Origin of the sequence: Microbulbifer sp. TB1203, assembly GCF_030997045.1 — a bacterium.
Taxonomy (GTDB): Bacteria; Pseudomonadota; Gammaproteobacteria; order Pseudomonadales; family Cellvibrionaceae; genus Microbulbifer.
The window spans coordinates 452,682-471,862 of the sequence record NZ_CP116899.1 but is presented as its reverse complement, the minus strand read 5'-3'; the positions used below and the strand labels follow the sequence as shown (position 1 = coordinate 471,862).

Genomic DNA, 19,181 nt, shown 5'->3' with positions numbered 1-19,181 from the left:
CAACCTATGACCCAGACGCAACCGGAAATACCGATTCAGGAAGCTGTACAGCAGAAAGTGACGGATCACCTCGCGGTGATCTACCCGGGACACGATTGTCCGGCCATCGCCCGGGAACTGCTGAAACTGATGCGGCTGGACGAGGACTGTCAATCGCCTCTGGCCCACAAGAACCTGTGGGACCAGACCGACATAGTGGTGATCACCTACGCCAATACCATCCTAAAGGAAAATCAACACCCGCTGGAAACCCTGCACCACTTTCTGAAAACTCACTTCACCATGCTGATCAACAGCGTGCATATCCTGCCCTTCTTCCCCTACTCCAGCGACGACGGATTCTCGGTGGTGGATTACAAAAAGGTGAATCCCGAACTGGGGGACTGGAGCGACATCCTGCGTATCAGCACCGATTTCCATTTGATGGCAGATCTGGTGATCAACCATTGTTCCGCGCAGCACCAGTGGTTTGTCAACTTTCAGGAGGGGAAATCCCCGGGCAGGGACTATTTCTTCACTGTAGACCCGGACGAGGATCTTTCTGGAGTCGTGCGCCCGAGAACCACGCCCCTGCTACGGTCCGTTTCCAGTGGAGAAGAGACCAAGTACGTGTGGTGTACCTTTGGGCCCGATCAGGTGGACCTGGATTTCAGCAACCCCCGCGTATTGATGGAAATAGTGGATATCATCCGCCTCTACCTGGATATGGGAGTTCGCATCTTCCGCCTGGATGCAGTGGCCTTCGTATGGAAGAGGATAGGCAGCAGCTGTATCAACCTGGATGAAACCCACGAGATAGTACGCCTGTTGCGCACACTCATAGAGCATGCCGATCCCAATGTCGTAATCATTACCGAAACAAATATTCCCAACCATGAAAATCTCACCTATTTCGGCAACGCCAACGAAGCCCATTGTATCTATAATTTTTCCCTGCCACCGCTGCTGGTCCACACCCTTGTTTCCGGCAATTGCCACCATTTGAAAAGCTGGCTGATGAGCATGCCGCCGGCACAGAATGGCACCACCTATTTCAACTTTATCGCCTCTCACGACGGTATCGGCCTGCGCCCCGTGGAGGGATTACTGAGCGAGGAAGAGCAGGAAGCCCTGATCCAGACCATGGAAAACTTTGGTGGCAAGATTTCCTGGCGCGCTCTGGATGACGGTAACAAGAAACCCTACGAAATCAATATCTCTCTGCTCGACGCCCTCAAGGGAACCACCGCCGGGGAGGACCAATGGCAGATTGAGCGCTTCATCTGTGCCCACGCCATCATGCTGGCACTGGAGGGAATCCCCGCCTTCTACCTGCACAGCCTGGTGGGCACCACCAACGACTACCAGCGCATGCATGAGCACGGTCACAACCGCGCCATCAATCGCCGCCAGTGGCAGGAATCGGAGCTCAACAGAAAAATTGCCAACCGGAAAAGCCACCATCACCGCGTCTTCTATCAGCTTCGCAGCCTGATCCAGATAAGACGGGAACAGCCCGCCTTTCACCCCAACGCAACCCAGTTCACACTGCACCTGGGTGAGCAGATTTTTGCCTTCTGGCGGCAAAGTATGAATCGGCGGCAGAGCATCTTCTGCCTGAACAATATCTCCGACGAGCCACAGGTGGTACTGCTATCCAGTATCAACCTGACCGGCGGTGAGCACTGGAAAGACCTTATCAGTGATGAACTTTTCGATGATATGTCCGCCTCGGTGACCTTGGAGCCCTATCAGACCCTGTGGATCACCAATCGGTGGTAGCCAGAAAACCACCTTTCTTAAAAGCTTTAAGAATGTGACACTCATCACACAATTAAAATCGCGACATGACCGACAGCTGTGCGACAGCTAATAATCCGTAACCTGAGGCACCCAGAAGTAAGACAAAGCCTCTCGCACCATCATCAATGAATCCACAACGAGACAGCCATGAAACATGCAACCGCCCTGCTGTTACTGGCAGCAGCTGCCATCCTGACCGCCTGCGGTACCGTGCCGCAATCGCGCTCGCACTATATCGAACTGATCCAGAACCATAACGGCCTCGGCTCATCCCAAAAGCTGATCTACAGCAAGGAGGTCAACCGGCCCTTCGAAGTGGTGGTCGCCAATATCGAGAACAGACTGAACCAATGCGTACCGGAAGGTTATACCCAGACCTCCGTAAGAGGAAACCTCGCCTCTTCCAGCACAGTAACCAACAACCAGCGCATTGAAATCGTGAGTCCCAACAAGGCGGAGGTAACCGTGCAGCAACACCACACCGGCACCTATATGCAATCGGAAGGGGGCCTCTACCTGCTGGCGGCGGACGTGACCAAAGCCCAGCCCAACAAGGTACGGCTCGACTTTTACACCGCCAAGCACTATGCCCCTATTGCCGAAGCTATCGAAAATTGGGCGCAAGGCAGCGGCCAGTGTCACGGAATAGGCGGCATTGACTAACCAGATGCCATTTGACAGTTCAATCGGCGACAAACGCGATATGGCGGTTGCGGTCCTCCGCCTCCATGCATAAAAGTATCATGGACTCAACCTGCTGGCGTTCGCTCGGCGGAACTGCAGCCCTCAGGACCTGCAGTTCCGCACTCAGGTCAATAAGCTCCGCACGCTCTATCAGCACATCCGCATCCGCTCCCTGCTGATGCTGCCAGATTCTCCAGAGCAAGGGACAGCGGGCCTGCAGTTTGTGTATCAAAGGATACAGCCGCTTCCACTCCTCGTCTCCGATGTCGGACATCGACTCAGCCCGCCGACCGGCTGCCACGGCATCGCTGTCCAGGGAAGGGGTGTCCAGTAGAAAGATATCCCGAGCCATAAATACCAGGACCTTTGGCAGTAAAGTCTCATACCGGGAAACTTCTTCAGTATAAGGCACTCCAGTTGAAAGATATTTACTTCTAAATGTTTTGGCAGCTGGCGCGGAAGCCAACAGGCTCCCACGCCCTTCCCTGTCACGGTCGCCCTACCGGCAACCGGCGCTGTTTTCAGGGAACTGGGTAACCACCTCTCCGGTGCCCGGCTCGATCACTACACGGGCCCACTGCTCGCCGCTGGTGCCGATAACGTGCCCCATGTTTTTATCGTAGCAGATACGCCCGTCCGGCTGTACCGTGCGCTGGTCAGGAGCGGCCTGCACCGTATCGCACAGCTCCTGCCCGCCGAGCAGACCATTGCAGTAGCGTGCACCGGCACCACCGAACTTGCTTTTCGAAGCAAATGCACTCGTATCACAATGACGAGGATAGACGTGATCATAACTGTCTTGCGTATAGGCGCAGTCCGGGTCTCCCACCACATCTACATTGCTGGAGCATCCGATCAGAGACATTAATAGAAAGGGTATCAGATACACCATAGATCTGTTGAAAGTCTTCATAAAACAGTCCTCAATAGTCGTTAACAAAATAGGTTAAAAATATTTTTAACCACAGAAATACTAACGCATGATCTTTCGTAAGTTTTGAAAACAGATTTTCTGTAAAACCAGATCAAACCAAAGAAATTGCATAAAAAATAGAAAAATTTTTCACCTGCAAACACACGATATCCTGGACCAATCCGCGCACTCACCCGCCATAAAAAAACCGTGCCGCGTGGAATACCATGGCACGGTAAACGGAGGGGGTTCGGTTACGATCTGTTATCCAGGCGCGAATCAATGGCCGCAAAAAGATTGAGAATTGAATAGCGTGCCTCGCCCGGCAGTAGGCGCAGGGCCTCGATCATCGCGTACTCCTCGTCGCTGATACTGCGCCCTTTGTGCTGGTCCATCTGCCCGCGCCCGCAAAGCAGCCAGTCCAGCGAAACATCCAGTATCCGGCACAACCTGACAGCATTATCAGTGGAGATGGCCCCGTCCCGGCGCCAGCGGCTGATACAGCTTTCGTTTACGCCGAGTTCCAGTGCCAGCGGGTATACCTTGCGCACTTTGCGCGCACGCAATACCTGTTCCAGGCGCTCGCCCATCGAGTTTTCTTTACAGTCGGCCGGCCCCTGCGCGAGTGTGCAGGGCGCTGCGGGAAAACCGTCGTCGGGTGGCAGGCTCGCGGAGGCTTGCTGTATCTTCACGGTCAACCTCACAGACACTTGATAAGATAATTGACGTAGATATTGCGCGGCCGGGTTTCGCTGCTGGTGCGCGCCGGGTCACCGGCGGGCTTGGCCGGTGACAGACTCCCGGGCAGGATTGGATCGCCACTGGCAGTGGGTGTAGCCGGCGACGTCACCTGCCCCCCCTGAAACTGCTCCTGTCCGTCCCCGGGCGTGGCAAGCTGGTAGACGTGCTGGTGGTCCTGCAGCGCATCCTCCTGAACGGAGCCCACGCCGGAGTATTGGTCTCCGCTGACCGGAGACAGGCGCTGGTCCACATCCGGGTCCACAACTGCACCGTTGTCCACGCAGCGCAGGAACATCCCCCGGTAATCGGGCAGACAGAAAGTGTATTCACCATCCCCGCCGTACAGATTGCCGATCACCTCGAACAGCATCGGGTAGGCGGCGATACCCAGTTCGCGTCCGTCGCACAGCATCCAGCCCCAGTACTCCAGCCACAGCGCCGGTTGCGCGCTGTCATTTTCCTCACCGTCGCTGCCGAAGGGATCGGCCAGTTGCCCGGCATAGGGGCACACGACCCCCACCGGGACGCCGGAAATCCACTCCGCGGCAAATGAGGGCGGCGGTACAAAAGGAGGACTGATCATGACGTTTCTCCAGTGAATACCGGCAGCTCATCACCTTCCTGCAGTACGGTCATATCCGTGGGCACCACCAGCTCCCAGCTTTCCCCCCACTCTTCCTCGACCCCCGCATCGAAGGATTCCTTGAGGGCATTGGCCAGGTTGACGTAGCGGTAGTCCGGCGCCCCCTCCTCCTGCGGGCAAAACACCGGCGCCAGGGTATCGGCGCCCGGCCAGATCTGGCCGCTGGCAAGGAAGTAAAGCATGCGGAATGCGAAATCCGGCGTTACCGGCAACAGCACCCGGGCCAACCCCGCCTGCAGGAAAGCACTGAAGAGTTCGTCCTCACCGCGGTACTGCTGACTGATTACGGTGCCGACATCGTCTTCTGTCTTGACGGTAAAGGCGTAGGCCATTTCCCCCCAGGCCAGAGCGCGCTCCAGGAACTGCACGTAGCGCTGCCCGCCCAGGGCGATATTCCCGCTCTCCCCGGTCAGTTTTTCCACATGCCGGATCAGTTGCCGCACGATGTCCCGACGCAGTTCGTCGCGCACAACCTCGCGAGCACCGAGGGGGGATGGCTGATATACCCGGCTGGGCCAGGAGCCCACCATTTCGTAATAGCGCTCGCGCTGCCGTGTACAGCCAGTGGAAATGGCCTTGAAGGTTGCCAATTTCCATTCATCCAGTGCCTGTTCACCCAGTTCGGCCTCTATCTCCACAGCGACACTGTAGCCGGCGGGAGCTCGCAGGGATTTTTTCGGTGTGGAGACCAGAATTGCCGCCGGCACCTGGCCAGTCTGTCCACTCAGTTTGAGTTGCGCGGTTTCAGTTTCGCCCCCCGGATAGTCGTAACTCTGCTGGCCGACACTGACACAGAGCTTCAGGCTGTCGTCGCCGGGCGCGGGTGATACCGTCACATTCGCGGAAACAGCGCGATAGCCGGGCGCTACCGGGATCGATTGCCGACTCACCGGCTCGCCCCCCTGAAAGGCGGCACTGCTTATCAACCGGGGCTCCGGCGGCGGCTGTATATCCACCACATCGTACCCGGCGGCCAGCTTGGCATAGTAGGCGGGTGACTTCGGGTCGACGGAAATATCCTGGAAGTTTTTTACACCGAAATCGATCAGCGGCTGGGGCTCCCGCAGGGACAGGCCGCGAAGGCTGAAAGAGCCGGAGATATACCCCTGTGCCGGATTGCGCACAAGAAACTCCAGGATAAAGCGCTTGCCGAGAGTCACCGTCCAGCACTGGTAGACCTTATTGACCCAGCGGTAGATAGCGCGGAGATTATTGTCCATGCCGCTGGCATCGACACGCCGGACAGTGCAGCGCTCGTCCCGGTCGATACTGGCGCTGCTGCGCTGCCAGTGCAGCCGGCGAGCCAGGGAACCGGCAGCGCGCTGGGTCAACAGGCGCGCGGCGCGGGTGGCATCGCTGTTGGCCGTTGTCTGCGGCTTGCCGTCCACCGGCTGCACCGTCCCGTCCACGATCACCGTCAACTGCTTGGCCGGTGGGCCGTACTGGCTCTCGTAGTGGTACTGGAAATTCTCCTCCAGGGTGTTGAGGGCTTCCGCAAGCAGGTCCTGGCGCTGGCCGGACAATTCGTGGTCCACCTGCTGCAGGCCGCTGTCAGACTCCAGCTCCTCGACGCGGGATTCGCGCAGACGTTTCTCCGACGACTCCTTGTACTCGCCGCGCATTACGTTTTCTATACCGCTGACTTCGCCCAGGCAGTATCCCCGCAGTCGCTGCCTCACCAGCTTCAGGTCGCCGATGGCATAGGGAACCGGACCCGTATCCGCCACATCGCCCTGCGCGCTCTCGTTGGCCGCAGGGAGTGGAAACACGGTACCGGGCAACACCACCGTGGCCCGGATACCTTCGGCCAGGCGCTCCGCCGGCCAGAGAAGAGCGGGCTCAGGCGGGAGGACTTCACCGTCCCCATCGCTCTCCGGCGGTTCGGGCTCACTGGCAACAATACGCGCGATCAGCGTAGCCAGGGCCAGAGACGCCAGCAGCTGGTCCCCCAGTTGCCGGTTGAAGCCCGGCTGCACATTCAACGCCATCAGGTTTTGCCAACAGCGCTCCATTTGCCCGCTGTAGATTTCGCCGAGCCAGTATTCCCCTATAGCGCTCCAGCTCATTTCCAGCGCCATCTCCGTGCGCTGTTTGAACTCACCCAGGTCGACGGGGGGAGAGCGGCGAAACCCTTCATCCAGCGATGGCAACCGGTCCATGGGCGCACCCAGGGCATTGATAGTGCGCAGGTAGCGGCCGGTATAGGGCGCCTTCTCCGCCAGGAACAGGTCCGCCTGGTCCACCATCGCTCCCCGTCCTTGCTGGCGCGCCTCGACCAGTTCCCGGTAGAGGCTGTTCTGCGGCGCCGAATCGGTATCGTATTGTACGAAGCGATTCTCCAGTTCCACGGCGGTAATACCCGGCCACTGGGCCAGGTACAAATACGGGAACAGATCGGATTCCGGAGGGCGCTCGACGATCACCCCGATTTCCGCCGCCTCACTGTCGGGCGGCAGCGGAACCGGCGGTTGCGGGTCCGGGGAGCCCCCGGTAAACAGCAGTTCGTTCTGGGCCTCGCCGCCGGGGTACTCCAGGCGGGTAACCAACAGGCTTTTGGAGCTGGCCGTATAATGCATTTCACCGTTGACGGTCCGTTTTGGGTCTTGCGGGTCCTGCTGCCAGAAGTGCAGCGGGTTTTGCTTCTCGGGCAGAGGCAATGGTGCCTGGGCGATAATGCGCCCCAGCCATTCGACTTCTATGTAACCGCGACCGATACCGCCAAATCTCCAGCGAAAAATTACCGGTCCGATCTCTCGTTTTTCAGGGTAGTCATTCATAAATCGTTTCCAGATCTCAGCAATCAGCGGCAGATAGAGGATCGGCAGGCGAGCACAACTGCCGGTAATATGACAGTTGAGCTGCGCCATCCAATCACGCGGAGAGGCAATCCGGTTCGCGGCTAAAGCTCACTCCTCAGGGCGACGTAACGCGGATTCCCACAGTGTGCACATTGGGTTGGGTGGGAACTTCGATATAACGGGTCCAGCCTTCCTCTCCTTCGAATACCGTGTAAAAAGCATAGGCTGAGGTTATGGGAGAATTACCGGCACCCGCGATCAGGTCGAGGAGGTTGACATCACCGTCGACGCTTTCCGCCGAGAAATCCGTCTTCAGTTCGATATACAACGTCTGCGTCGGCGCCGCTTGTCCGTCCTCAGTCAAATAGACAACGCCGATATCGGCCCGGTTGGCGAAACCGGTATAGTGCAGCTCGCTGAATACCATGGCGGTTTCCTCAGAGTCGTTCGCCATTATCCAGTCTGTCAGCAAACGACTCATCACCGTTTTCACGGTGTCCTCGTTGAAGTAGTTGTTCGGCCCGAAATAGCCACTAAAGGAATCCGACTTGCCATTGAGATACCTTGCGGTTTCATCGGCGAGATTCCTCTCCACATATTGGGCCATGGTTGCAAAGGTCATCTGTGATCTCCTCTTTCAATACAGCCCCCGCAATGCGGGGGCTGCGGGGCCTTACGCCTGGGCAAAACTGCCGGTAGTGGCGTTGTAGTTGGCAGTGAGTTCGGTGGTGGAACCGCCGAAGGTCAGGGTGAGGCTGGGGCTGAAGATATCGGTGACCACCATGCCGTCCTCGATGTTGTGGTTCATAAAGATCTTGATGTTTTCGTAGGGCGTGAAGGTGGCCACGTGCTTGCTGGGCACCCAGTCCGCATTGATTGGCCTGTTGACGTAGGCGGTGCCGTTCACCTGCACGTTCTGCGCCAGCCCGAAAGTGAGGCCCGTGGCCTGGCTGAGCGGCGTCTGGTTGCTGACACCGTACTGGCCTTCGGAGAGCTGCCCGGAAGGAGCCGGCGTACCGAAATTGCCGTTTTGGAAGGCATACATCATCTGCTCCTGGGCCATCTCGTCGGACATCTTCTGGATGGTCGCACCGCCTTGAATCATGGTGGTGGAGGCATAGATGGCATACTCCTCCTCCCAGGTGATGGTGTTGTTCTCGAAGGGATAGAAGCACACCCAGGCAACGGGCTGGCCGTTGGCGGACTGCTTGATCAGGGTGACCTTTTCACCCGCTTTGTAGAGTGTGTCCAGGTCCTGTTTGCGAAAGTCGATATTGAGGGTATAGGTAGGCATCGGTATGACTCCTGTTAATTGAAAAATTAATCGCAGCGATGTTTGTGCTGCGGCCATGCGGTGGAAACCGTCTGACAGGAGTCTCTATCTCAAAAGCCATGCCAACTTTAAAATTCAATAAAAACAATAAGTTAGAGTCAGACAAGACAGACATCTCGGGTGTCGGCAGTGTCTGTTCCGACACTGCCGACACCGCCGACAGCGAATTCTTGTGACTGCAGGACAGGTGGGTATAATCGGTCTGTGCCGGAGAGCACTTCCGGCAAAAATAAATATTAAAAAAACTTTCAGGATAAGCGGACTGCCGCCAGGGCGGTCCTGCAGGAGGAAACATGGCTGTTTTCAAATCACTCGACACCGCCGCACCCGACTATATCGTCGATGTGGACTTCGATACCCAGACACTGGAACTGAAGCTGCCCATTCAGAACCTGTCGATCCTCGCCGGAAGCAATCTTTTGCTGCGTTTCCAAAACCTGCCCTCGGGCTGGTCCCCGATGGTGGAATTCAGCAACAACGACGGCCATACCATTATTGCCGGCGGCCCCTTCGAGCAGATAGTGGTGGGACGCAATCAGGTGCTGGCCATCAACGCCCAATCGGATACTTCCCTGTTCCAGTTCCGCGCCCTGATCCAGCGGGGATTCGGTGTCCACAATGAGAACAATTCCGCAATCATCTTCTCCCAATGGCTCCCCTTCGAACTGATGCGGGAATCCGAGGAAGAGCGCCTGATTACAATCCAGGTACTTCCGGACGGAGAAGGCCTGACAGTGAATCCGCTTCAAATCACTATCAAGGGGGGAATGCGGGTTGTCTGGGATTTCAGCGAGGTTGCCCAGGAGTATCACCAACCGCTGGTTGTCTACGGGCGGCCGGTACTGGAACAGCCACCGGCGGACCCCCAGACCTTTTTCGGCCCTCATGAAAGCTTTGTTTATCGCGGTAATACCCTGGTGGAGGGCAACGGTAATAATGGCATCAAGGGGATTTATCGTTACGGGGTTTATCTGATGGATATTCGCACGCGGGCGATTGTTGTAAGGTCCAGTGGTGATCCGCAGACGGATAATGAGGGGGATGCTGCGGGTACGATTCGCTCCCCCCTTCTCAAGGAAAACGTATACTGAAAAAAGAAGTGGATTAACCTTGACGCTGAAATCTTACTCAAAAAGCCAATATTTTTCTTTCATGAAAGGTGTAGCTGAAAAAATCGGAAGCTTGAACCAGCGCCTATCCATTCCGCCACGTATTGCTGCACGCGCGTTGACCAGTGCGGACTCGTTATCTCCGGAAAGTGCATATACTAATGCAGCCTGAAATGCGATTTCAGGCTCTCCGGAAGATTTTGCTAATGCACTCAATGTAATTTCAATAGCTGCACCGTATTTTCCCAAGTGGGCTAGACATTGAGCATCTACCATCTGACGGTAAGCATTTCCTTCCATCCCACTCTGGATCATCAAAATTTTTTGGTATAATTCAAGAGCTCTCTTTTTATTACCTAGCGCCATTTCAGCATCGGCCAGATTCAGCATAGTCACGCGATGCCCGGGCTGGAGCTCCAATGCATGCATAAAATGCTCCCTGGCCTCATAATACTCACCTTTGAGCATCAGGGCCAAACCAAGATTAACAAAATAACTGCGATGTTTTTTTCTCTCCAGCAGTCGCTCGTAGATTTCTATTGCACGACCAACATCACCATAAAGCAATTCCACAAGTCCGGACTGACCCAGAACAAGAGTATTATCGGGAGTTATTTTCAAAATCTCGAAAATATTAAACCTGGCCACCTCTATATCTCCGCTTCGGATAGCCAATATTACTGCGCGATACCTTAAGCTCCAGGGCGGCGGAGCCATAGAAATAGCTCTATTAACAAGCTGACTAGCTTCAGCCAAATCTCCACGCTTCTCAGCCAGACGAGATTTAGCCATGAATATCATGGGATCCCCCGGTGACAACTTACTTAATCTATATAGCAATTGCTCGGCGCCCTCCACATCATCCCTGTCTATAGACAAAGTAATTTCTCTCTGCAAAATAACCGTTGAATTCGGATAGTAGAGGCGAAGCCTACTCAACACTTCATCACAAATATCCAAATAATATTCATTATCAGTATCAGTAAATAAATCATGAGACAAATCCACAAGCAATATCTCTGCGGCCGGGAAAATTGATGAACCAGAAACAAGCCTGTATAGATCCTCAAATATTTTTTTTCGATCTCCGACACCTTTATATAGATTCGCGTATATTCCTGCAAAGTGGCTGTATGTATTACTAGAAATGGAGAGATAGTCGCCAACTTTTGATATATCAGAATTACGATATAGTGCTAAAATCTGTGAAGATATAGCCTGCGCACTGCGACTCACATCGCCTGTAGACACGAAAAACTGTACCTGATCGAGAAGAGCCCCATCATTAGTGCGAATTCTCTGCAGCTGCACATTGCCAAGCGGATTCTCTGGCTGAAACCGGATATGAATCCATTCATCGGAGCCTGATAGCTTCGCCAACTGCGTCAGATTAGACTTATCTGCCGGCGGTTGGTGATAGAGAATAGGCTGCACAGATCCAAGCAAGTGCAGCCCGTTAACAACACTGCTCCAAATTACTGCATCCAGCGGCGTCCCATCTCCCTTTTGATAGGACTCCGGCTGCGCCAGGAAGACGCGCAGCTGTCTCTCTGAGATACTGGGCTCAGAGACTAAATACATCAACAACCCCAGAAATACAGTAAAAATCACAGGCAACCAGCGTCGAATTACAGGCACGAAAAAAAATCGACGTTTTATCCTGGGCTTGGGCACATCGACACCGTCGCAAAGATCTCGCAGTACGACTATCGCATCACCGAGTGTCGAGAGACGGCGGTTGGGGTCTTTTTCCAACATCCGCAGAACCAGGTCAGCCAAGGTCGCCGGCACTTTCTGGCGTAGGATTTCGATACCTCTGGGCATGCGGTTAAGCAGACTATTGAGAGTGGCCGCGGGATTATCAGCGGAAAAGGGGCGCAGCCCGGTGAGCATTTCAAACAACACACAGCCGAGGGAGAAAATATCGCTGCGACAATCGAGCGCCCGCCCCATTACCACTTCCGGCGACATATAGGGAATGGTGCCGGCCAGCTGCTGCAGATGTTCTCCGCTGTCGGAAATGGTCTGCAATTCTTCGAACAGCCGCCAATGTGCCAGACCAAAATCCAGGACTTTGGCTCGACCGGTCAGGTCAATCATGATATTCGAGGGTTTGAGATCCGCGTGAATCACTCCCGACTGGTGGGCATAGTGAAGCGCTTCAGCAATTTGCAGCCCCAGGCGCACGGCCTTATCCAGGGCCATTCCATCTGGCAAAAGGTGGGCCGAAAGCGTATCGCCACGAATATACTCCATGGCAATACAAGGCCCTTCGCTGACAAAGCCGTAGATGGTGACGATACCTGGATGCTGCAGGGAGGAGGCAATTTTCGCCTCGCGAATCAACCGCTCGACGCGCCCTTCCGGGGCGCCGGCCGAATCGACATATTTGAGGGCCACATCGCGGTCGAGCACGCTGTCGCGAGCGCGGTAAACCACGCCCATACCCCCGCGGCCGATCCTCTCGACGACCCGGTAACCGGCAATGCTTGTCGGATCCAACACACTCCCCCGGGCATTGTTCCAGTGTCCTGTCTCATATTAAATGGTAATTTCAGCGGGCCGCCCGAAGGGAGCCCCCCAAATCGTCCACAGCTGCGTTGCAGCTCTTGAAAATGGAATGACCATTCCCTGCGAGCTGCGCCTAACTGTGAACAATTTGAGGGGCTCTGAAATCACCATTTAATATGAGACAGGACACTACCTTTGATTATTGTTCGGGATGCAACTTGGAACGCGGCGGCGACTATATCATAATCGACCGGAACCAGTTCTCAGGAGGAGTGCTGTGCTATGCCCATCGGCGACCGGGAAACAGACACATCGGAAGACACCCTGAGTGCCTCCCGCCGATTCCAGTTCGAAGGCGAACTACTCCTTCCCACACTTACCATTCTCTGGCATCCGGATCGCCGCTGCATCGGCGCCAGCACTCCCGTGCTATGGAATCGCGCCGGTGAATTCGAACTGTCCCGCTGGGCGCCGCTGTTCCTGCTGGGGGACGGCTCCGAATTCTCCCTGGGCGACCGCCGTATATCCCGCAACCCCCTGCTGCTGAAACAGCTGGCGGAGGGAATCTCGATTCAACCGCCCCCCACCACCATGCCGGTGCAGGTCGGCGCAGAACAGATTGAAAGCCCCCTCACAGTGAATGAACAATCGCTCGAGGACGGCATTGCCATCTGTCTTGGGCGCCGGGTGGCACTCTGCCTGCACAGGGCGCCACCACAGCGCGAACACTGCCCGACCCGCCTGGATTTGATCGGCAGCGGCCACCGTATGGGCCGGGTGCGGCAGCAGATCCGCCGGGCGGCGCATGCAAATACCAGTGTACTGATACGGGGGGAGAGCGGAACCGGTAAGGAACTGGTCGCCCGGGCCATTCACCACCTCAGCGGGCGGAGCGAACGGCCGATGGTCTCCGTGAATATGGCCACACTGGGCGGCGAGCTCGCCGCCGCCGAACTCTTCGGTGTGCGCCAGGGGGCCTATACCGGCGCCCGCACCAGCCGGCCGGGCCTGATTTGCGAAGCGGACGGCTCCACCCTGTTTATGGATGAAATCGGCGACGCCAGCCTCTCGGTGCAAGTGATGTTGCTACGGGTTTTGGAGGACGGCTGCCTGCGGCCACTGGGGGACAGCCGCGAGCGCAGTGTGGACGTACGCTTTATCGCCGCCACCGACCGTCCCCTGGAAGCCGACGTGGAACGGCCCTTCAACCAGCCCCTGCGGCGCCGCCTGGAAGCGGTGTGCATTCAGCTTCCCCCTCTGCGCCAGCGGCGTGAGGATTTCGGGGAATTGCTGGCGGGCTTTGTCACCGAGGCGGAGGCCGAACTCGGTCACCCGATCCACCTTCCCGCCGACTTGGTGTGCACCCTGGCCATGCAGCCCTGGCCCGGCAATGTGCGCGAACTCAGAAACTTCGTCACCCGCCTGGCCATCCATGCCAAGCCCGACGGAACCATTTGCTGGGATGACGAGCTGGCGGAGCAGCTGCACATCGACCCGCGAAAGGAGGAAGCCGACACGGCTCCCGCAACGAACCGCATCCGCTACCGGGACCCGGCCACCGTCTCGGAATCCGAGCTGCTGAGGGCGCTGAACGACAACGGCTGGCGGGTAATGCCCGCGGCCAAGTCCCTCGGCGTCTCGCGGACCTCCATGTACGCCCTGCTGAAACAGAGCCCTGAAGTGCGGGCCGTGGAGAAAATCCCCGAGGAGGAAATTTACCGGGTTATGGAACAGGGCCCGGACCTGGATGCCTGGGCGACACAGCTCAAGACTCCCCGGGAGGCCCTGAAACGCCGCGTCAGCACTCTCGAACCGGAGCGGGCATGATCAGGCGGGTTCGACGCCGGCTTCTCCACTGGTAGAAATCCGACCCAACCGCGCCTCATTGCCCTTCCCGGGCAATCCGGGAATGTTCTGCGCCAGCAGCAGGGAGACCGCGGCCATTCCCGCACCGCACCAGAACACCGCCGCCGGCGATACCAGCCACATTAATCCGAACAGCACTGGAATCACCACCGCGGCGATATGGTTTATGGTAAAGCTCACCGCAGCTGAGGCGGCGATATCCCGCTCGTCGACGATCTTCTGGAAATAGGACTTGATGGCAATGGCCATGGAGAAAAACAAGTGGTCGACGATATACAAGGCTGCGGCCACTTCCGCGCTCTGCACCAGGGCGTAGCTGCCGAACACCAGGATCAGGCCGATATATTCGATGGTGAGCGCGTTGCGCTCGCCGAAGCGCACGATCAATTTGCCGATGCGGGGAGCCACGAAGAGATTGAGCAGGTGGTTGAGGATAAACAGCGTAGCGATCTCGCCCACGCTGTAGCCGAATTTCTCCACCATCAGGAAACCGGCAAAGACCACGAATATCTGCCGGCGCGCGCCGCTCATGAAAGTGAGTGCGTAATAGAGCCAATAGCGCCTGCGCAGGATCAGTTTCTTGTGCTGGTTATGCGGCTGGGGAAACTCCGGAAACAGCAGCCAGACCGCCACCACCATCCCCACAGTAACGCTTCCGCCCAGCAGATAGATCCAGTGGTACTCCAACTGCAGCAGATCCGAAGTCAGCCATACCAGGCCATAGGCGACCAGCGAGGCCAGGGAGCCGGCGGCCACCATGCGCCCGAGCCAGATGGCCGAAGTCTCCTTCGGCAGCCACTGCAGCGCCAGTGAGGTCTTCAGCGCTTCGTAGTAATGGAATCCCGTAGACATCAGCAGCGTGGTCAGCAGCAGGCCCGCGGTGGTCGGGAACCAGCCGGTGAGCGCCACTCCCAGGCCGGTGGCGATCAACGCCAGGAAGGCCAGCCGCTGCTCGCGCACCAGCAACAGCACGAAGATAACGGTGAAAGCCAGAAAACCCGGAATCTCCCGCACGCTCTGCAGCAGGCCGATCTCGGCGCCGGTAAAGGCGGCCCGCTCGATCACGAAATTGTTGAGCAACGCCTGCCAGACACCGAAGGAAAGCGGCATGGCCGCCGCCAGCAACAACAACATGATTTCCGGACGGCGCCAGTTGTGCAGGGTACTCATTGGTGAACTCTTCTCGAACAGCTGTAGATACTTCGTCATACCAGTGCAAGCCGGTATCCAGTGCAATGGCCCCCTGGGTTCCGGCCTGCACCGGGGCGACGAAAGCGCGAGGTAGGGGAATCAGGCAGACATTCTAACCCTTCGGTCGCCGGAAGGGGGCCGCGCCGGGGAGGCGCGGCGAAGTGGCATAATTTCAGGTTATTTGATTCGGGACATGGCCTCCAGTCCCAGGCGCCGCGCGGTATCCCCCAGCAACCTCTCCAGGCGATCCGCCACGCGAACGGGTGCAGCTTCTCCGGCGGCGCTGGTTTTCTTTGCGGCACAACAATTTTCGTTGCTAACATAACGACTGGCTGACATGGCTGTCTCTCCCTGGCTGTTGAATCCGGGAGTTATTCTGCCGCCGGAACCCGCGGCAGACCAACGATCCATTCTTGAATAAATCATAAGAAAAACTTATGACAAAAATACTATCCCAACTGGGCGCGCTGCGCTGTGTCGAGGCCGCGGCGCGACACCAGAGCTACACCCGGGCCGCGGACGAACTGCATGTTTCCCAGGCGGCGGTCAGCCAGCAGATCCGCCAGGTAGAGGAAGTGCTCGGGGTAAAGCTGTTTATCCGCCGCGGCCGCGGCATGGTCCCCACCGCCAAGGGCAGGCAGCTCGCGGCACAACTGACGAAAGGGTTCCAGGCCATTGTCGACGGCGTCCACCAGATCCAGACCGAGCCGGTGGCGGGCACCCTGAATGTCACCACCACCCAATCCCTGGGCACCATGCTGCTGATGCCCAACCTGTGGAAATTCCGCCAGCAGCATCCGGAGATCAATGTGCGGGTGATGGTGTCCGCCGAAGTGGAGGACCTGAAGCACGGGGACATGGACGTAGCGATCCGCTTCGGCTTCTCCGAACACCCGGGGCTGCATCGGGCGATGCTGTTCGAAGATCCCCTGGTCGCCCTCTGCTCACCCCGCCTTCTGGAGCATGTGGACCTGTCCGACCCGCAGAATCTCAGGGAGTGCTGGCTGGTGGACGCCAACTACCGCCCCGGGCTCGACTGGCCGGCCTGGCTGAAACTGGCGAGGCTGGATTTCCCTCCCCACGAGATCAAGTGGCTGCAGGTCAACAACCTGGACATGGCGCTGAGCGCGGTGCTTTCCGGGCACGGGCTCTTCCTGGGCTCCCTCACCCTGTCGAAACAGCTGATCGACGCCGGCACCCTGGTCAAGCCCTTCCCCCACCGTATTGAAAACGGTATCCGCTACAGCTTCCTGTACGACGAATCCTCGCCGCGGGTCGAGCGGATACAGGTGTTCAGGGACTGGTTGTTCAAACTGGTGCGGGAGTCCGACGATATCGGCTGAAAGGCGTCCTGTCAGCACTCCGCCTGCAACTGCTGCGGCTTCTGACAAACGCCCCGTCAGCTACTGGAAATAGGTCTCGTATTGCTGCGGCATCGCCTTGATGGGGCGGATCTCGATGTCCTTGTAGAACACTTCCGCGGCTTCGCTCTGAATCTGCAGTTTGCCTCCGGTCAGAGGCTCGACCTTGCCGTTTACCACGTGGCGTGAATTCTTCAATGCCATGACGACCTTGCCGTTGGCAATGTGCACGCAGCGGTCTTCGTAACAGATCAGTTCGATCTGGTTCCAGTCGCCCTTGATCTCGACGTCCTCACCGCGGCGGCAGTGATTGGCGACCGCGCCGAACTGCTCGCCATTGGCGGCGAAGGTGAGCCAGGGCGCGCCCTTTTTGTAGCTATACAAATCGCTGCCGGCTGGTTTGGCTGCCGAGATGTCGATCTGCGCGTTTCCGATGGTCCAGTAGTCACCGATGCCTTCCTCGATGATCTGGAATTCCTGCGACTGCATCCACGAATGCCAATAGTCGACGCCGAACTCGCCCGTACTGTGGTAGAGCACGCCGGAGTCCTTGAGCTCGGTAAGACGCGGCTCCCACTTCCTGTCGCCCCATTTGAACCTGGCGCGAAAATGGTAGTTGGAAAACTCCTGTTTGGTGGCAGAGCTGCCGTAGATCTCGCCGCTGATACGCAACACCAGTGTGCCGTCATCATCGATGACCGAGAACACCCGTCTTTCGTCCTTGTTGAGACCGATGGGCTTGAGCGATTTCGGCGCAGTGCCGGTCACGACACCGTTGATCACATCGCCCGGGTAGCTCAGGTACACGTCCCACTGGCTGAAATCCTTGTCGAGCAGATTGTGCCACGACGAGTCAGCGGCATACGTCGGCAGACCATGACAGGCGATCAGTAACAATATGGCGCGGAGAGGGGTTCTCATTATTTCTATCGTCTTCAAGAAATTATTTCAGTTTTGGATTTGCACTGCGCGCAACGCGCCGCTCCATAATACCAGTACAAAAGCCAACAGGCTCAGAATCCCCGCCCACAGCAGCGTAGTGAGCGGCGCAGCGTATTCGCTGAGCGCGCCGGCGGCCAGGGCGCCCAGGGCTGCGGAGCCGAACAGCGCCAATTGGTAGATGGAAATAATCCGGCTGCGATACTGGTCCGGCGCCAGCAGCTGCACTATGCCGCGCCCCAATGCCGCGGAAGCGGCGGCCACCGCGCCCCAGCAGGCGCACAACAACATCAGCCCCAGCGGCGTGGGCCCGAAACTGATCGCCACCAATAGCGCCGCGCTGTACAGCAGGCACATCAGGATGCCCCGCCCGGGCTGTGCCCCCTGGCCCCGGCGCAGCAGGGTGACGGTGGCGGCGACAGTGCCGGCGACAAACGCCAGTTGCAGGGTCGCATAGTAGCTGGCGCCGCGGCCGCCAGCGCCACTATATTGTGCCGCCAGCAGCGGCAGCACCACCAGGAACACGCCGATATGCACGAAGCCATTGAAGGCCATCAGCGCGATCAGTTCACGCAGTGCCGGCCGGCGCCAGGCCTGCGACAGCCCATCAATAATCAATGTCAGCGGCAGTTTTTCCCTCGAAGGCACCCGGGGAGTTTTCTCGCGCAGGGAGAACAGGAAAACAGCGGCAATGGCCAGCACCGCCACCTGCACGGAAAGCAGCAACTGCGGTCCCCATTGGTCGAAGCGGCTCGCCAGCAACATGCCCACCGCCTGTCCGCCGTATTGTGCCAGCATCATCCAGGTCACGGTTTTCTGCACGCGGCTCTCGGTGGTGTGGCCCTTTCTATCCCGGGCAGTGCGCTGCACCAAGTTGTCCCGAGCCGGTTGCAGGAACGCGGTGCAGACACCGAGACAGACGCCGTAGAACAACAATACGAGCAAATCGGGCAGGCGCTGGGAAAAATACAGCAGCAGTCCGGCATGGCACAGGGCCAGGCCGACGCAGGCCAGGGCCGCCACCGCGGCGGAATCGCGCCTGTCCGCGAGAGCGCCGCCGAACAGCAAAAATACAAGGTTCGGCAGCAGCACCGATGCCTGGACCCAGCCCAGTTGCAACGCCGGCAGCCCCACCACTGCCAGCGCAATCCAGGGCAACAGTATGACCTGCAGGCCGGTGGCCAGGGAGGTGCCGCTGTAGCCGAGAAGAAATTTTTGCAGTCTTGCGGGCATATCGAGTGGTTAGCGGTTAATGGAAAGCAAGGGGTGGCAATTGTAGATACTTGTTTCGAATAAACTCTATTTACTCG

Annotated in this window: 17 protein-coding genes; 5 read left to right on the top strand and 12 right to left on the bottom strand. The window is 57.6% G+C overall.

The annotated features are described in order from the left end of the window. Positions 1-6: 6 nt before the first annotated feature. Together PP263_RS01980 and PP263_RS01975 are read left to right on the top strand one after the other, a co-directional pair. Complete coding sequence (locus PP263_RS01980) at positions 7-1,761, top strand: sugar phosphorylase (RefSeq protein WP_308366700.1); 1,755 nt, start codon at positions 7-9, stop codon at positions 1,759-1,761. A gap of 168 nt (positions 1,762-1,929) precedes the next feature. Further along, positions 1,930-2,445, top strand: coding sequence for a hypothetical protein (locus PP263_RS01975; protein WP_308366699.1), 516 nt, complete (start codon positions 1,930-1,932; stop codon positions 2,443-2,445). A 19-nt stretch (positions 2,446-2,464) separates the two neighbouring features. Here PP263_RS01975 and PP263_RS01970 read toward each other — a convergent pair whose 3' ends face one another. The 7 genes from PP263_RS01970 to PP263_RS01940 all read right to left on the bottom strand — a co-directional run bounded on the left by PP263_RS01970 (position 2,465) and on the right by PP263_RS01940 (position 8,855). Further along, positions 2,465-2,818 carry a hypothetical protein gene (locus tag PP263_RS01970; protein ID WP_308366698.1) on the bottom strand — a complete coding sequence of 118 codons (354 nt, stop codon included), beginning with the start codon at positions 2,816-2,818 and terminating at the stop codon, positions 2,465-2,467. A gap of 147 nt (positions 2,819-2,965) precedes the next feature. After that, positions 2,966-3,331, bottom strand: a complete 366-nt coding sequence (locus PP263_RS01965; protein WP_308366697.1) for a hypothetical protein — start codon at positions 3,329-3,331, stop codon at positions 2,966-2,968. 302 nt (positions 3,332-3,633) lie between these two features. Beyond that, positions 3,634-4,071, bottom strand: a complete 438-nt coding sequence (locus PP263_RS01960; protein ID WP_308366696.1) for a helix-turn-helix domain-containing protein — start codon at positions 4,069-4,071, stop codon at positions 3,634-3,636. A gap of 8 nt (positions 4,072-4,079) precedes the next feature. After that, positions 4,080-4,703 (bottom strand): phage tail protein, encoded by a 624-nt coding sequence (locus tag PP263_RS01955; RefSeq protein ID WP_308366695.1) that lies wholly within the window; start codon positions 4,701-4,703, stop codon positions 4,080-4,082. After that, positions 4,700-7,540: a hypothetical protein gene (locus PP263_RS01950; RefSeq protein WP_308366694.1), complete on the bottom strand. Its 2,841-nt coding sequence runs from the start codon at positions 7,538-7,540 to the stop codon at positions 4,700-4,702. Before PP263_RS01950 ends, PP263_RS01955 begins: the two co-directional genes overlap by 4 nt. Before the next feature lie 136 nt (positions 7,541-7,676). After that, the gene (locus PP263_RS01945; protein WP_308366693.1) at positions 7,677-8,183 is read right to left on the bottom strand and encodes a hypothetical protein; all 507 of its coding nucleotides are present in this window, start codon (positions 8,181-8,183) and stop codon (positions 7,677-7,679) included. Positions 8,184-8,234: 51 nt separating this feature from the next. After that, positions 8,235-8,855 carry a hypothetical protein gene (locus tag PP263_RS01940; protein ID WP_308366692.1) on the bottom strand — a complete coding sequence of 207 codons (621 nt, stop codon included), beginning with the start codon at positions 8,853-8,855 and terminating at the stop codon, positions 8,235-8,237. 332 nt (positions 8,856-9,187) lie between these two features. Between PP263_RS01940 and PP263_RS01935 the strand changes: the two genes are divergently transcribed. Then, positions 9,188-9,985 (top strand): hypothetical protein, encoded by a 798-nt coding sequence (locus PP263_RS01935; RefSeq protein WP_308366691.1) that lies wholly within the window; start codon positions 9,188-9,190, stop codon positions 9,983-9,985. 33 nt (positions 9,986-10,018) lie between these two features. Here PP263_RS01935 and PP263_RS01930 read toward each other — a convergent pair whose 3' ends face one another. Further along, positions 10,019-12,505, bottom strand: coding sequence for a protein kinase (locus PP263_RS01930; protein WP_308366690.1), 2,487 nt, complete (start codon positions 12,503-12,505; stop codon positions 10,019-10,021). A 291-nt stretch (positions 12,506-12,796) separates the two neighbouring features. Here PP263_RS01930 and PP263_RS01925 point away from each other — a divergent pair, with 291 nt between their 5' ends. After that, complete coding sequence (locus tag PP263_RS01925) at positions 12,797-14,341, top strand: sigma 54-interacting transcriptional regulator (RefSeq protein ID WP_308366689.1); 1,545 nt, start codon at positions 12,797-12,799, stop codon at positions 14,339-14,341. On the opposite strand, the gene PP263_RS01920 is transcribed toward PP263_RS01925, so the two are convergent. Beyond that, the gene (locus PP263_RS01920; RefSeq protein WP_308366688.1) at positions 14,342-15,589 is read right to left on the bottom strand and encodes an MFS transporter; all 1,248 of its coding nucleotides are present in this window, start codon (positions 15,587-15,589) and stop codon (positions 14,342-14,344) included. Positions 15,590-15,748: 159 nt separating this feature from the next. Next, positions 15,749-15,910, bottom strand: a complete 162-nt coding sequence (locus tag PP263_RS01915) for a hypothetical protein (protein ID WP_308366687.1) — start codon at positions 15,908-15,910, stop codon at positions 15,749-15,751. Between the two features lie 98 nt (positions 15,911-16,008). Here PP263_RS01915 and PP263_RS01910 point away from each other — a divergent pair, with 98 nt between their 5' ends. Further along, the gene (locus tag PP263_RS01910) at positions 16,009-16,914 is read left to right on the top strand and encodes a LysR substrate-binding domain-containing protein (protein WP_308366686.1); all 906 of its coding nucleotides are present in this window, start codon (positions 16,009-16,011) and stop codon (positions 16,912-16,914) included. Positions 16,915-16,974: 60 nt separating this feature from the next. On the opposite strand, the gene PP263_RS01905 is transcribed toward PP263_RS01910, so the two are convergent. Both PP263_RS01905 and PP263_RS01900 read right to left on the bottom strand, forming a co-directional pair. Then, a complete protein-coding gene (locus PP263_RS01905; RefSeq protein WP_308366685.1) occupies positions 16,975-17,853 on the bottom strand; it encodes a DUF1080 domain-containing protein in 879 nt (292 codons plus the stop codon). Positions 17,854-17,880: 27 nt separating this feature from the next. Then, on the bottom strand, positions 17,881-19,104 hold the full coding sequence (locus tag PP263_RS01900) for an MFS transporter (RefSeq protein WP_308366684.1): 1,224 nt from the start codon (positions 19,102-19,104) through the stop codon (positions 17,881-17,883). Positions 19,105-19,181 lie beyond the last annotated feature (77 nt).